This is a genomic window from Kitasatospora sp. NPDC058444 (genome assembly GCF_042721415.1).
Taxonomy (GTDB): Bacteria; Actinomycetota; Actinomycetes; order Streptomycetales; family Streptomycetaceae; genus Kitasatospora.
In genome coordinates, this window is record NZ_JBHXLL010000036.1 from 1 (window position 1) to 13,962 (window position 13,962).

General features: G+C 73.4%; 9 protein-coding genes. 4 read left to right on the forward strand and 5 right to left on the reverse strand.

What is annotated here, in order from left to right; genetic code table 11:
• Positions 1-129 precede the first annotated feature (129 nt).
• Complete coding sequence (locus tag ACFWP2_RS29300) at positions 130-3,684, reverse strand: discoidin domain-containing protein (protein ID WP_380456889.1); 3,555 nt, start codon at positions 3,682-3,684, stop codon at positions 130-132.
• Positions 3,685-4,993: 1,309 nt separating this feature from the next.
• On the opposite strand from ACFWP2_RS29300, the gene ACFWP2_RS29305 reads away from it, so the two are divergent.
• Entirely contained in the window at positions 4,994-5,383 is a 390-nt protein-coding gene (locus tag ACFWP2_RS29305; RefSeq protein ID WP_380456891.1) for an SCO5389 family protein, read from the forward strand.
• A gap of 240 nt (positions 5,384-5,623) precedes the next feature.
• Entirely contained in the window at positions 5,624-6,691 is a 1,068-nt protein-coding gene (locus tag ACFWP2_RS29310; RefSeq protein WP_380456893.1) for an LLM class flavin-dependent oxidoreductase, read from the forward strand.
• Between the two features lie 4 nt (positions 6,692-6,695).
• On the opposite strand, the gene ACFWP2_RS29315 is transcribed toward ACFWP2_RS29310, so the two are convergent.
• Positions 6,696-7,187, reverse strand: coding sequence for a Uma2 family endonuclease (locus ACFWP2_RS29315; protein WP_380456895.1), 492 nt, complete (start codon positions 7,185-7,187; stop codon positions 6,696-6,698).
• Positions 7,188-7,300: 113 nt separating this feature from the next.
• Between ACFWP2_RS29315 and ACFWP2_RS29320 the strand changes: the two genes are divergently transcribed.
• On the forward strand, positions 7,301-8,317 hold the full coding sequence (locus ACFWP2_RS29320; RefSeq protein ID WP_380456897.1) for an NADP-dependent oxidoreductase: 1,017 nt from the start codon (positions 7,301-7,303) through the stop codon (positions 8,315-8,317).
• Positions 8,318-8,373: 56 nt separating this feature from the next.
• On the opposite strand, the gene ACFWP2_RS29325 is transcribed toward ACFWP2_RS29320, so the two are convergent.
• The 3 genes from ACFWP2_RS29325 to ACFWP2_RS29335 all read right to left on the reverse strand — a co-directional run bounded on the left by ACFWP2_RS29325 (position 8,374) and on the right by ACFWP2_RS29335 (position 13,275).
• The gene (locus ACFWP2_RS29325) at positions 8,374-9,822 is read right to left on the reverse strand and encodes a WGR domain-containing protein (protein ID WP_380456899.1); all 1,449 of its coding nucleotides are present in this window, start codon (positions 9,820-9,822) and stop codon (positions 8,374-8,376) included.
• A gap of 143 nt (positions 9,823-9,965) precedes the next feature.
• Positions 9,966-12,047: a hypothetical protein gene (locus tag ACFWP2_RS29330; protein ID WP_380456901.1), complete on the reverse strand. Its 2,082-nt coding sequence runs from the start codon at positions 12,045-12,047 to the stop codon at positions 9,966-9,968.
• A gap of 157 nt (positions 12,048-12,204) precedes the next feature.
• Positions 12,205-13,275 (reverse strand): helix-turn-helix transcriptional regulator, encoded by a 1,071-nt coding sequence (locus tag ACFWP2_RS29335; protein ID WP_380456903.1) that lies wholly within the window; start codon positions 13,273-13,275, stop codon positions 12,205-12,207.
• Between the two features lie 181 nt (positions 13,276-13,456).
• On the opposite strand from ACFWP2_RS29335, the gene ACFWP2_RS29340 reads away from it, so the two are divergent.
• On the forward strand, positions 13,457-13,855 hold the full coding sequence (locus tag ACFWP2_RS29340; RefSeq protein ID WP_380456905.1) for a VOC family protein: 399 nt from the start codon (positions 13,457-13,459) through the stop codon (positions 13,853-13,855).
• The last annotated feature ends 107 nt before the right edge of the window (positions 13,856-13,962 follow it).

The following is a 13,962-nucleotide window of genomic DNA, read 5'->3' on the forward strand; positions in this document are numbered from 1 at the left end:
GGTTGGGGGGGGGGGGGGGGCTGTGAAAATGGGGGGGGGGGGGGCGCGGGGGGGGGGGGGCATGGCCCCCCCCCCCCGCTTCGGTGGCCCGCTCGTCGGCGAGTCCGACCGGTCGGCGGTTACCGCCGGCTACGAGGCACCGGCCGCCGGTGCACCGTAGAGGATCACCTCGGCGATTCCGGCGATGGTCTGCGCGCCGCCACCGCTGGCCTGGGTGACGGCGAAACGGACGTACCGCACGTTCGTGGCTCTGAAGACCTCGGGCAGGACGTACTGGCCGCTGCGGGTCAGGCCGGCGATCGCCGTGGTCCAGGCGGCTCCGTCGGGGGAGGTCTGCAGGTCGTAGGTGTACCAGGTGCTGTCCTTGCCCCAGTGGACCCGTGCGCCGTCCAGGTCGTGGGCCGTGGTCAGCTCCACCGTCAGCGTCTGGGGGAGCGTCGGTGAGGCGGCGCTCCAGCCGGTGCCGAAGGTGGTGTCCCCGTCGAAGGCCTTGTCGGGTTCGAAGCCGGCGGCGTAACTCGACGCCGTGACCGCCCGGATGCGGTCACGGGTGATCTTCGGGCCCGGGTCGGCCGGCGGGACGCCGCCGCTGCCGCCCGGCGGCACGACGCGGAACTCGCGGATGGACGGCCACCAGCTGCCGGCGGAGAGGATGTCGACGCGTATGTAGCGCGCCGTGGCCCGGACGTGGTGGACGACGGAGGCCACCATGGCGGTGTTGTCCGACGCGTCGACGGCGGTGGTCCAGGCGGCGGCGTCGTCCGAGGTCAGGACCCGGTACCGGTAGCTGGTCCGGTCGGTCTCCCAGACGATCTGGAACTGCTCGATGTCGGCCGGCGTCTCGAGGTCGACCTGCCACCAGGCCGGATCCGGGCCGTTGCCGACCCACTTGGTCTCGCCCGCACCGTCCACGGCACCGTCCGGACCGTTGCCGTTCTCCGAGCTGGAGGCGATCGCCGGTCTGAACAGGGCCAGGTTCTGGGCACCCTGGCTCTCCAGGGTCGAGACGTCCTTCCACACGGGGTGGGTGCCGGGCAGCACGTGCGTGCCGGTGTACGGCGCGGTCCGCACGGTGTACTGGCCGCTCTCGAGGCCGGTCGCGGTCGCGGTGAGGGTGACGGAGCCGCTCTCGGTGCCGGCGGCGACGAAGGCGTAGCCGATCCCGCCCTGGACCTTCTGAGTCTGTGCGGCGATCCTCGGGATGCCGGCACCCACCAGGCTCCCGGCGCCGGTCACCCGGAGGGTGATGGTGGTGGAGGAGTCGGCGACCAGGGTGCCGTGCTCGTCGACGACCTTGATGTACACCGGGACGAGGTCGGAACCGTCGGCGACGGGCTGGATGCGGTCGAGCAGCCGTGCGTAGCCGAGCACCGCCTCGGCCTCCCCGGCGGTCAGCGGGCGACCGCGGACCTCGCCCACCCGGTCGACGAGGGAGTCCGCCCGGCCCGGATTCCAGGCGTCCAGCAGCCTCCGCGCGGCCTTCCGGCCCTCCTCCGTGGCATCGCCGAGCAGGGCGGCCAGGAGGCCGGTGAGCGCGTCCGTTCCGCCCGCGTCGTCGACGACGACCTCCAGGTGGTGGGCGGCGCCGGGGGTCCTGACCACGTGCGTCGCGGCGATCGCGCCGTTCACGTGGCCCTCGGCCCGGAGCTCTCCGGCGGCGAACGCCGGCAGCGTGAAGGTGTAGTAGGGGCTGCCGCCCTTGGCCGCCACGTGGGGCGCGGTCGTGGCGTTCTCGGCCCGGGTCCGCTCCCCTACGAGCCGGCCGTTCTGGTACAGCCGGATGCTGTCGGTGTTGCCGAACACCATCACCTCCAGGCTGGAGGAGGCCGTGTAGGAGCTCGCGACGAAGACCGTCGGGCCGCCGTGGCGGGGGTTTCCGGCCGGCTGCATGGCCTTCAGCCACTGGTAGGAGTACTTGGGGTACCGGTCGATGTCGACCACCCCGGACTTCTGGTAGGCGTCGTTGGTTCCGTAGTCCTCGAAGACCCAGAGGAAGTAGCCGCCGATCCGGGGGTGGGCGTCGAGCCCGCCCCAGTCCCAGTAGCCGGTGCCGTCGAGGTAGCGCTGGCGGGTGACCACCTGGCCGACCATCGCGCGCTCGCCGTCGTCCCGGGCCGTCCGGCTGGGGTTCTCCCAGTCGCCCCACTCGCGGGTGAGGAAGGGCACGGCCGGGGCCGGGTCCGAGCCGTCGGTGTTGACGACCTTGTAGTTGACGCCGTACTCGGCGCCCCACGTGCCGTAGTCCGCCGAGGTGAACATCTGGTCGCCCGGCATCTCCGCGTGGGCGACCCTGTTGGCCTCCTTCGCCCACCACTGCGGGGGGTGGGTCTCGTTCAGCGAGGTCTCCCAGAGGACCACCGAGGGCCGGTTGCGGTCCCGCCGGATCATCGTGGCGATGTCGCGGTAGGTCCGGCTGACGAACGTCTGGTCGCCGTTCCAGTACTGCCAGCCGGGCTGACAGGCGACGACGAGCAGGCCGAGTTCGTCGCAGGCGTCGAGGAAGGCCGGGTCGTGGGGGTAGTGCGCGGCGCGTACGGCGTTGAATCCGCCGAGCTTCAGCCGTTGCGCCTCGCGGTACTTCATCGACGCCGGCGCGGCGTCACCGATGTAGGCGTAGTTCTGATGGCAGTTGGCGCCCCGCAGGTACAGGCGCTCGCCGTTGAGGTAGAAGCCGTCCGGTTTGTAGTCGATCCGTCGGATGCCGGTCTGCGTCGTCACCGTGTCGACCGGTCTGGCGTCCACGAAGACCCGGCTGACCAGCCTGTACAGGTGAGGGGAGTCGGGATGCCACAGGTTCGGCCGCGTCACGTTCAGGGTCTGGGTGAAGGTGTTGCCCCCGTTGCCCGGGATTGAGGCGGTGTCGGTGGCATGGGCGACCGCCGTGCCCCGGGCGTCGTAGAGGACCGTGGTGAGCCTGGTCCGGGCGGTGGCGGCCGTCCGGTTCACCACGTGGGTCCTGACCTCGGCCGTCGCTTTCGCCGCGGTGGCCTTCGGGTAGGAGACGAACACTCCGCCCCCGGCGACCAGGTCCTCCTGCAGCGGATCGGAGATGTGGACGGGGTCCGTCACCCGGAGTGTGACGCCGCGGTAGATGCCGCCGTACGTGAGGAATCCCAGCTCGTTGCGTGGCTTGCCGGGCGGGGTGACCGGGTCGTCGAGGTTCGACACCCGGACCGCCAGGACGTTGTCGGCGTCGAGACGGACCTTGTCGGTGATGTCGACGACGAAGCCCATGTAGCCGCCGGCGTGTTCGGCGAGCTTCTCCCCGTTCAGGTAGACGGTGCAGTCGGTCTGCACGCCGTCGAACACCACGTTCAGCCGGCGCCCCCGGTCCTGCGGATCGATCCGGAAGTACCGCCGGTACCAGCCGATGCCCGCGAACACGTCGTAGACCGAGGGCCGCTTGCGCTCCAGCCGCATGGAGTGCGGAAGCGACACCGCGGCCCATTGCGAGTCGTCGAATCCCGGCGCCCCGGCACCCGGGGCGTCCTCACGCCAGAAAGCCCAGTCGGTGTTGAGGTTCAGCACCCGGCGGCCGCCCCCGGCTGACTCGGCGCCGGCGGGACCCGTCACTCCGGCCTGCAAGGCGGTGGCCGGGCCAGCAGGCACCAGGGCAGCGCCCACACCGGCCAGGCCCGCGGCGAGCACGCCGCGTCGTCTCACGCCGCCCGTGTCTTCGATCACGTTCTTCCGCTCCTTCTATTTCCATGCACTGATGCCGGTGGGCGGGACTCTTAGGGGCCCGCCCACCGGGCTCCACGTGGTGCAGGCGACCCTGACGGGCAGCCCATGGCTTGTTCACGGGTGTGGCGCTGGTGGATCACCACAGCGGCGACCGACGGGGTGCCCCGGCGACGCTCCGCCGGGGCGCCGTTGAGCCGTGGACGGTCGAGCCGTTCTGCGGGAGGCACTCCGGTCAAGGCGAGAGCGAGCAGGGTGGCGATGGGACCGCGCCGGCCTGACTGCGAGCCATGGACCCGGCTCGGTGGCGCAGACCCGGCCGTCCGAAGTGAGCGGCGCCACCCATGACCATCAGGCCATTGCTCTCCGCGGCCACCGCGACCCGCACCCAGCAACCATCCTGTCGACCTCGCTGTCGAGGTCGTCAGCCCGGCGGCCTCGGCCAAGTTCGTCAACCTTGTCCTTCGCCACAGCAGCCTCGCCGACGAAGTGCTCCTGGTCGCCCTGCTTCTGCGGGTGGGTCAGCAAGACCTTTTCACTGGCGGGTGCCGCCCGGGTGTCTGCGCCGCCTACGGTCCGGCCGGCGGAGCGGGCGGTAGACCGAGGAGGGGCGGGAGAACCGGCACAGCGGTGGGCAGCAGACAGGCGACGAGGGGGCATGGGCGACTCCAGGGTGGGCGAGCAAGACGGCAAAAGTAAACACAAACAACCACATGCCATCATTTTCAAACGGGGGCGACACAACAAAAGCGCCGGTCCCACCCCGCCGTCAAGAGCCCCAACCCATCGCCCTCAGAAAGATTCATCGATTGAACATCCGGCGCCGGTGAGGTAGCGGACGGACTCCCAGCAGCTCCGCGGCCGACTCGGCCGCCCACCCGAACGCCGCTCCGAGCCACACACACGCCGAACCGCCACACCCGCGCAGGAATTCCGGAGCGGCGTCGAACCACCGCGGCCCGTCGGAACATGTCTGACTCTGTTGACTTATGGTCGACTTTCCTCCATCGCCACCCGCATGGCGGGGCACCCCCCAGGCGCTCGATGCGCTGCCGCGGCGCCGGCCGTGACGATCGCGCTGTTCGTCATCAAGGTCGACCGCCTGCCGGCGCCGCCCGCCGTCAGCCCTTCGGGGAGTGGTGCTTGACAGGGCGTCAGGGTGACCGGGAGAGTCTTTCCTGCAATGGTTTTCATCTTCGATAACCGGTGCGGGTGAGTGCCGCCCGTTCCGCGGGTCACCGCTGCCCCCGTTCACGGGTCACCGCTGGCCGCCACCGGTCGAAGCCCGACGCATCCCCGAAAGAGGACCTCCATGTCGCTCGACGTCTCCCCCGCCCTCCTCGCCCAGGCCCAGCAGGGCCGCGTCGACGAGGCCGACTTCCTCGAGACCGTCCGCGTCTCGCTCCCGTACGCCTACCAGGTCGTGGCCGGGCTCAGCACCGAACTCGCCGCCGGCCAGCAGGAGTTCACCACCGACAACACCACGCCCAGCGACGAGCAGCGCGCCCAGCTGCTGCGCGCGCTCGCCAGCAACGCGATCCGGGGCAGCCTGGAGAGCCACTTCGGGGTGAAGCTCGCCTTCGTCAACTGCCACCGGGTCGGCGCCTTCCGCCCCGGCACCGAGGACGGCGCGGCGTACCGCGAGTTCACCTCGCTGCACAACCAGATCCGCAACCAGAGCCCGGAGCTGCGCAGCTGCTGACGGCTCCCGCGGGCGGGCCGGGCGGGTACCGGTCACGGCCCGGACGCCGGTGGCTCCCACCCTGCGTGTCGGGGTGGGAGCCACCGCACGTGGCGCCGCATTGCCCCGCGTTGCGCCGCGTTGCGGGCCGGTGTCCGGATCCCGCGTCGATCTTGTCGGACGGCGTGGCGGCTGCTTACGTTCGGAACACACCCCCCGACCGGCCCTTCCCGGGCCACCCCTCACCCCGCGGAGCCCACCATGTCGCCGACCCCTCGCCCGCTGCGGAAACTCGGCTTCCTGACCATCGGGCTCTTCGACGAGGCGGACCCCCGCCGGGGCCACGAATCCACCCTCGACCTCATCACCCTCGGCGAGCGGCTCGGCTTCGACAGCGCCTGGCTGCGCCAGCGGCACCTCCAGTACGGCATCTCCTCCCCGCTCGCCGTGCTCGCCGCCGCCACCCAGCGCACCAGCCGCATCCAGCTCGGCACCGCCGTCACCCCGCTCGGCTGGGAGAACCCGCTGCGGCTCGCCGAGGACCTGGCCACCGTGGACGTGCTCTCCGGCGGCCGGCTCAACCCCGGCTTCAGCATCGGCACGCCCACCCACTACGAGCACGTGCGCGGCGCGCTCTACCCGGACACCGGCGAGCAGGAGGACTTCAGCCCCCGCCGCGCCGAACGGCTGCTCGCCCTGGTCCGCGGCGAGGACGCCTCCGACTTCTCCGGCACCGAGGGCATCGAGGTGTACTCCCGCCGCGTCCAGCCGCACTCCCCCGGCCTGGCCTCCCGGCTCTGGTACGGCGCCGGCAGCCTGCGCTCGGCCCGCTGGGCCGGCGAGCAGGGGATCAACCTGCTCACCAGCAGCGTGGTGAAACCGGAGGACGGGGAGGGGCCGTTCGACTTCGCCGCCCTCCAGGCCGCCCAGATCCGCGCCTTCCGCGAGCGCCACCCCGACGGCGAACGCGCCCGGGTCTCCCAGGGGCTGGTGGTCATCCCCACCGACAGCGCCACCCCCGAGCAGCGCGCCAAGTACCAGGCCTACGCCCTCGCCCGCACCCCGCGCACCCTCGCCCCGCAGGGCCCGGCCCGGCTGCTGTTCGCCCCCGACCTGGTCGGCACGACCGAGGAACTCGTCGAACGGCTGCACGCCCACGCCGGCTTCCGCGAGGTGGACGAGGTCGCCTTCGCCCTGCCGTTCACCTTCGAGCACGAGGACTACGTGCAGATCCTCACCGACCTGGCGACCCGCCTCGGCCCCGCCCTCGGCTGGCGCCCGGCCCCGGCCCTGGCCCCCGGCGAGGCCGGCCATCTAGCCGACCGGTAATGATTCAGAACTCGCCGGTGTCCAGGTCGAGTTCGAACGGCTCGGGCAGCCGCACCGGCACCCCGAACGGGTGCGGCCCCTCGACCCGGGTGTACCCGAGCGCACCCGGCTGGGAGAACAACGTGCAGGCCCGCTCCTGCCGGTCGACCAGCAGGTAGAGCGGCGCACCGAACCGGGCGTAGCGGCGGCGCTTCACCGTCCGGTCGGTGTCGGCACTCGAAGGCTCGGTCGCCTCGACGACCAGGAGTGTCCGGTCGGGCGGCAACGCTCCCTCGCCCCGGGCGAGTTCGGCCGGCACGACGGCGAGGTCGGGCAGGTAGCGATCCGTCGTGCCCGGCAGGGCCAGGTCGCCGGAACCGGCGCACAGGCCGTTCGGCCGAAGGGCCGGGGCGAGCTGCTGCCGGAGCAGGTCCATCGTGTTCTGGTGCGCCCAGGAGTGCGCCACCGGAACGGCGACCCCCTCGATGATCTCGGTCTCCACGGTCTCGAACTCCACGGGACGAAGCCTATGCCGCTGCGCAGGGATGTCCCGCTCTGGCCAATTGAACAAGCGCTTGCTTAGAATCGGGCGCGTTCACCGTCGAGCCCGAGCGCCCCGCAGGAGACGTCATGGCCGGAGCCACCGGAGTCAACCGTCAGATCCGCCTTGCCAGTCGGCCGGTCGGGGAGGTGCGCCCGGAGGACTGGGCGCACGGGGAGGAGGCCGTCCCGGAGCCGGGTGACGGGGAGTTCCTCGGGCGGACGCGGTACGTGTCGCTGGATCCGGCGATGCGGGGGTGGCTGGACGACCGGCCGTCGTACCTGCCGCCGGTGGGGCTGGGCGAGGTGATGCGGGCCGGCTCGGTGGTGGAGGTCATCGCGTCGAACCACCCGAAGTTCCGGGTCGGGGACCACGTGGTCGGCGCCTTCGGGGTGCAGGAGTACGCGGTGTCGGACGGGAAGGGCGCGCTCGCGGTCGACCCCGCGCTCGCGCCGCTGTCGACGTACCTGGGCGCCCTCGGGATGCCCGGGATGACGGCGTACTTCGGGCTGCTGGACGTCGGGGCGCTCAAGGAGGGCGAGACCGTCGTCGTCTCCGGCGCCGCCGGGGCGGTCGGCAGCCTGGTGGGCCAGATCGCCAAGGTGAAGGGCTGCCGGGTGGTCGGCATCGCCGGCGGCCCCGAGAAGTGCGCGCTGCTCACCGGGGAGCTGGGCTTCGACGCCGCGATCGACTACCGCGCCGAGGACGTCCGCAAGGCCCTGCGCACCCATGCCCCGGACGGCATCGACGTCTACTTCGACAACGTCGGCGGCCCGGTCCTGGACGCCGCGCTGACCCGACTGGCGATGCACGCCCGGGTGGTGGTCTGCGGCGCCATCAGCCAGTACAACAACGAGGGCGACGTGCAGGGCCCGTCCAACTACCTGTCCCTGCTGGTGCGGCGGGCCCGGATGGAGGGCTTCGTGGTGTTCGACTACGCCCGCCGGTACCCGGAGGCGGCCGCCGAGCTCGCCGGCTGGATCGCGCAGGGCCGGATCAAGGTCAAGGAGCAGGTGGTGGAAGGCACCGTGGACGACTTCCCGGAGACCTTCGGGATGCTCTTCCGGGGCGGGAACACCGGCAAGCTGGTGCTGCGCCTGGCCTGAGCCTCCCGGGGCGGCCGCCACCCCCGTGCGGCCGCCCCGGGACCAGGGCCACCGGGTCAGAGCAGGCGCTTGATCTCACCGCGCGCCCGGTAGAAGCCTCCCGAGGCGGACTCCCGCACCTCGGCGACCAGGTAGCGGGCCCCGGCGATCCGGACGTCCTTGGGGAACTGCACCCGCCACGACGGGTCGTAGCCCTGCGAGACCACCCGCACCCGCAGCCGGGCGCCGTCCTGGACGCACTCGACCTCGATCTCGCCGCCGGTCCGGGCCGTGGCCACCGCGACCGTCTCCAGCGCGGCGCCGGCCAGCACCGGCGCCCGGTCCGCGCCCTTGATCTCGGCGGTCTTCGGCAGCGTGCCCTCCTCGGCCGCCCGCACCGCCTGCTCGCCGGCGTCCAGGCAGGCCAGCGAACCGTCGGTGGTCACCAGGTAGAGCCGGCCGTCGCGGTACTGCATGCTGTACGCCGAGCCGCAGCCGGTGGCGAGCTTCCACAGCCGGGTGCCGTCGGCGGCGAAGCAGTACACCGAGGAGTGGTTGTCCCCGGCGAAGACGTACTCGCCGTCCGGGGAGGCCGCGCAGGAGAAGACGGCGGCGTCGCAGCGGTAGGCGGCCACCTCGGCGCCGTCCGACTTGCGCAGCCGGTGCACCCAGCCGCGCCCGGTGCCGGCGAACACCTCGTCGGCCTCCTGCCAGCCGAACAGCACCTCGCCCTTGGTCGGGGTGTACCACCGCTGGTCGCCGCTGCGGTTGTCGTAGCGGGCGACGCCGCGCGAGTGGCCGTGGTAGACGCCGTCGGCGTCGCAACGCACCATCCAGCCGGCCCGGCCGTCGGCCTGGCGGCGCCACTGGAACTCGTCCTCGTGGTCCACCGTGGTGAGCCCGCCGCGCTCGTCGGCGACGCCGAGCACGCCGTCGTGGATGTCGAGCCAGAAGATGTCCACGTCCTGGGCGATCTCGTACGCCACCCGCGGGACCTTGCCGCCCAGGTCGTACACCTTGCCGTCGTCGCAGCCGGCGTAGATCCACCAGTCGTCCGCGACGATGCACTTGACGCCGTCCGGCAGGCCGTAGCGGGCCGTCACCTCGCCGTCGTGGGTGAGGGTGTAGACGTCGCCGCGCTCGTTGCCGACCCAAGCGTGCTCCTCGCCGACGAAGATCCCGAAGGCGGGCGAGCCGGAGCGGAAGCGCCACAGCAGCGGCGCCTGCCGGGCGGTGGAGCGGCTGCTGACGATCTGCCGCCTGGTCACCGCCCGGCGCTGGCGCACGCCCTGGACGGCCGGGGCGTAGCCCTTGCGGACCTTCTCGCCGATCTTCTTGGCCGCCGACGCGGCCGCCTTCTCCGGGCTCGGGTAGGTCGTCGACTTGCTCTGCCCGGACTCGCCTATCCGCCCGTACCGTACGGTCACCACCTGGCCGGCGAGCCGCACTTCGTAGAACTTGTGCGCGCTCCCCTCGTCCTCGGACAGTTCGAGGTAGGTGACCTGGTCTTCCACGGCGACGGACACGGCGGAGTCCCCTTTCGGGCAACGGAGATGGGGGGTCGGTTCGGGACCGGCCCGCCGACACCTCCAAAGCTACGGCCTGACACTGACAGTCGGCCTGGGTCTTCGGTCCCGTGAGGGGACCTCGGCCGCCAGGGGCGTCCGGCTCAGCGCAGCTCGGCCAGGAGGGCGCGCAGCCGCTCGTCCTCGCGGATGATCTCGTACGCCAGACCGGAGGTGACGATCCGGCCGTCGCGCTCGACCAGGTCGCCGACGTACCGGGCCAGGTCGGTGTCCCTGGCGGCGGCGCCCAGCGCGTGCAGGGCCTCGCAGCCGCCCGTGACGTCGGCGCCCGTCTCCACCGCGTGGAGCGCGGCCCGGGCGAGGCGGCCGAGGTCGACGGTGTCGGGGTCGGCGATGTCGAGCAGGGCGCGGGCGGCGCCGGCGGCGTTCCCGGGATCGCCGAGCAGCGCTTCCAGCCGGGGTATCAGGTCCTGGCCGGCGCCTCCGAGGGAGGCGGCGGCCCGCAGCGCGGCGGTCACCGGCCAGTGGCACCACTGCCGGCTCCCGGCGGTGCGGTCGAGGACGGATGCCAGGATCCGGACGGCCTCCTCGGCGTCGCCGTCGATCTGCCAGACGGCGCGGGCCGTCGCGATGTCGGCGTCCAGCTGCGGGGCGGTCGCCTTCGGGTCCACGCTGACCGCCGCGAGCAGGGCCGGGAGCAGCCCGGCGGCGGCCGGGCCCAGGTCGGCGGCCGCCCGGGCCGCTTCGGCCCGCTCGCGCGGGTCCGCCAGCCGTTCGGTGGTGGCGGCGAGCAGGAGGTCGGGTTCGCCGGTGACGTCGTGGTGGGCGCGGGCCACCTGGAGCGGGCCGGCCGCCGCCCGCAGCGCCTCGGCGGCCCGCCGGCGCACCTCGGGCGGGCCGCCCGCGACGACGGCCGCCACGGCGGACGCGGCGTACGGGAAGCGGGGCAGCACCGCGCACAGCTCGGGCAGGCCGGCGACGGCCCGCGGGCCCCACCGGCGCAGCAGGTGGACCAGGTCGGCGGTCTCGTCGGTGCCGAGCCCGTCGACGGCCAGCCGGGCGCGGACGGCGGCGAGCAACTCCCGGTCGAAGGGGAAGGCCAGGGCCCGCGAGTCACCCGCGGCGTCGCGGGCGCGCGGGCGCCGCTCCAGGGCGCGGGCCAGCAGCGGGGCGGCCTGCCGGGGATCGATCCGGACCAGCGCGGCGAGGGCCTGGTCGGCCGCCGTGTCGTCCGGCCGGCCCGCGAGGTCGAGCAGCACGGGCGCGGCCTCGGCGGCGAGCGGGCCGAGCTTGGCCAGCAGGCTCGCCGCCGTGTCCTGGGCGGCGAGCGGGGCGACGGACGGGATCAGCCGGGCCGGGGCGCAGCGCGAGACCTGGCAGGCGTGGTCGGCCGCCCACAGGGCCTCGGCCCGCACCTCGGGTCGCGGGTCGCGCAGGGCGGCCTCCAGCAGGTCGAGGGCCACCTCGCGGTCGGCCTCGGTGTCGCGTTCCAGCAGGGTGTCGACGGCCGTGTGCAGCAGTTCCTCGTGGTGGATGCTGTAGCGGTCGACGGTGAGTTCGCGGGCGGGCAGCAGACCGAGCACGGCCGCGTGGTGGACGGGCTCCCAGCGCTCCTCGGTCCTCAGGCAGACCAGGACGGCGGCCAGCCGCAGCGGCACCGGGGTCTCCTCGCCGAGCAGCGTCCGGGCTTCCTCGGCGGCCGTGCCCGGGTCCACCCGGCCGAGGGCGACGAGCAGTTCGGCGGCCACGTCCGGATCCTCCTCGGCCGCCCGGCGCTCTCGCAGGGCGCCCGGCGCGGCCGCGCCGTCCCGGGTGTGGCCGACGGCCCAGGCGGCGGCCAGCCGGACGGTCGCGTCCGGGTCGCCCAACAGTGGGAGCAGCAGCGGTAGTTGGGCGGCCACGGCGGTCCGCACCGCGCCCTCCGGGACCTGCCACTCGTCCTCGCTCTCGGCCAGCCCGCCCAGCAGGCACAGCACGTCCGCCGTCCGTCTCCCGGCGGCGGCGATCCGGGCCAGGTAGGGCACGGCGTCCACGCCGGCCGAGTACACGGTGCCCTGGTGGAGGATGCTCCCGTACAGCTCGGAGAGCGCCTCCCCGGCGGCCTCCTCGTCGCCCTCGGCGAGCGCGCGCAGCAGGTCGGGCAGGTCCTCGGCGCTGCCGTAGGCGTGCGAGACGGTGACCCAGGGGTGGTCGTCGAGCCCGGTGAGGGCTGTGGTGAGGTCCATGGCCGCGATCCTGGCAGCCGGGACCGACACCGTGGCGGCGCGCGGGGAGACTCAATGTCAGTGGCCCGCGCTACGCTCCCGGCACCCTGAGGAAACACCTGGGCCCGCTCCCCCGAATTCGCCTACGGGGAGCGGGCCCAGGCCCCGGGACCTGCCCTCAGGCCCGGCGGGCGTGCGAGGCGAGGCGGTCGGCGAGGGCGGTCACCAGGGTGCGCAGTTCCTCGGGGCGTTCGATGACGAAGGGCCGATCGATCGCGGCGAGCACCGGCGGCAGCCAGTCGAGGCGCTCCGCCCGGAGTTCGACGCGTAGCCAGCGCCCGGCGGCCCGGTCGGCGTCCGTCTCGGTCTCTGTCTCCGTCGCGGTCGCCGTCTCCGACTCCGTCTCCGTTGCCCTCCCGGGCCCCGGTCCGGTTTCCTCCAGGGTCGCGACGCTCTCGGGGAGATGACGGCGGATCCCTTCCGGTGTCCCGTGGATCCGCAGCGTCACCTCGTGCCGGTAGTCGGCCGCGGCCAGGGTCGACAGGACGCGCTCGGCCGGGTCGGGCCCGGCCGGTGCGTCGAAGGAGCCGGGCAGGGCCCGCGCGTCCGTGACGCGGTCGAGCCGGAGGGTGCGGTCCTCGCCGATCCCCGCGTCCGCGCCGGTGACGTACCACCGGCCCGCGTGGGCGACGATCCCGTACGGGTGCAGGGTGCGTTCGCTGGGGCGGCCGTTGCGGTCGGTGTACCTGAGCGAGACCGGCCGCCGGTGGCGGACCGCGTCGGCGAGGGTGAGCAGTGCCCCGGTGTCCGGCGGGGCGGCCCCGCCGGGCCGATCCGTGGCGGCACTGGGCCGGCCGGTGAAGGAGAGCGCGTCCAGGAGCGTGTCGAGCCGGCCGGCCAGGTGCCGGGGCAGGACCCGACGGATCTTGGCCGCCGCGGTCTCGCCCGCCGTGCGTTCGGCCGGCGCCAGTCCGGCCCGGGGGCCGGCGAGCAGGCCGAGCAGCACGGCCAGCGCCTCGTCCTCGCCGAGCATCAGCGGGGGCAGGCGGTGCCCGGGGGCGAGCCGGTAGCCGCCGTACCGGCCGCGCACCGACTCCACGGGCACGTCGAGGTCGATGAGGTGGTCGACGTAGCGCCGCACGGTGCGGCCCTCGACGCCGAGCCGGTCGGCGAGTTCGGCCACCGTGCGGGTGCCGCCGGACTGCAGCAGTTCCAGCAGGGTCAGGACGCGGCCGGTGGGTCGGGACATGTCGACAAGCCTAGGGGAAAATAGAGGACCGATTCTGTCCAGTATCCCGCCTAGTCTCCCCGACGTACGAGCGAACGAACGCTTGAGCGCACGGACGCTTGAACGCACGGACGCTTGAACGCACGGACGCTTGAACGCACGGACGCTTGAGCACCCACCCGCACGACAGAGGAGATCTCCCATGGACTTCGTTTCGATCCGCATCATCACCGCCGACGTCGCCCGCCTGGTCGGCTTCTACGAACGGGCCCTGGCCGTCCGGGCGCAGTGGGCCACCGAGGACTTCGCCGAACTCCGGACCCCAGGCGCCACCCTCGCGATCGCCGGCACCCGCACCGTCCCGCTGTTCGCCCCCGGCTCCGCCCGGCCGGCGGCCAATCAGAGCGTGATCACCGAGTTCCTCGTCGACGACGTGGACCGGGTCGCCCACGACCTGGCCGAGTTCGTCACGGACTTCGTCACCGAGCCCACCACGATGCCCTGGGGCAACCGCTCACTGCTGTTCCGCGACCCCGACGGCAACCTCGTCAACTTCTTCACCCCCGTCACCCCGGCGGCCCTCGCGAGGCTCGCCCGCTGACCGGGCACCCGCACGCGGCGTCGGGCACCCGGCACGCATCGTCGGGCGGGGGTCCCGCGCAGCGGCACGGACGGGGGTGGCAGGCTGTGCCGGGAGGGCGCCGACGG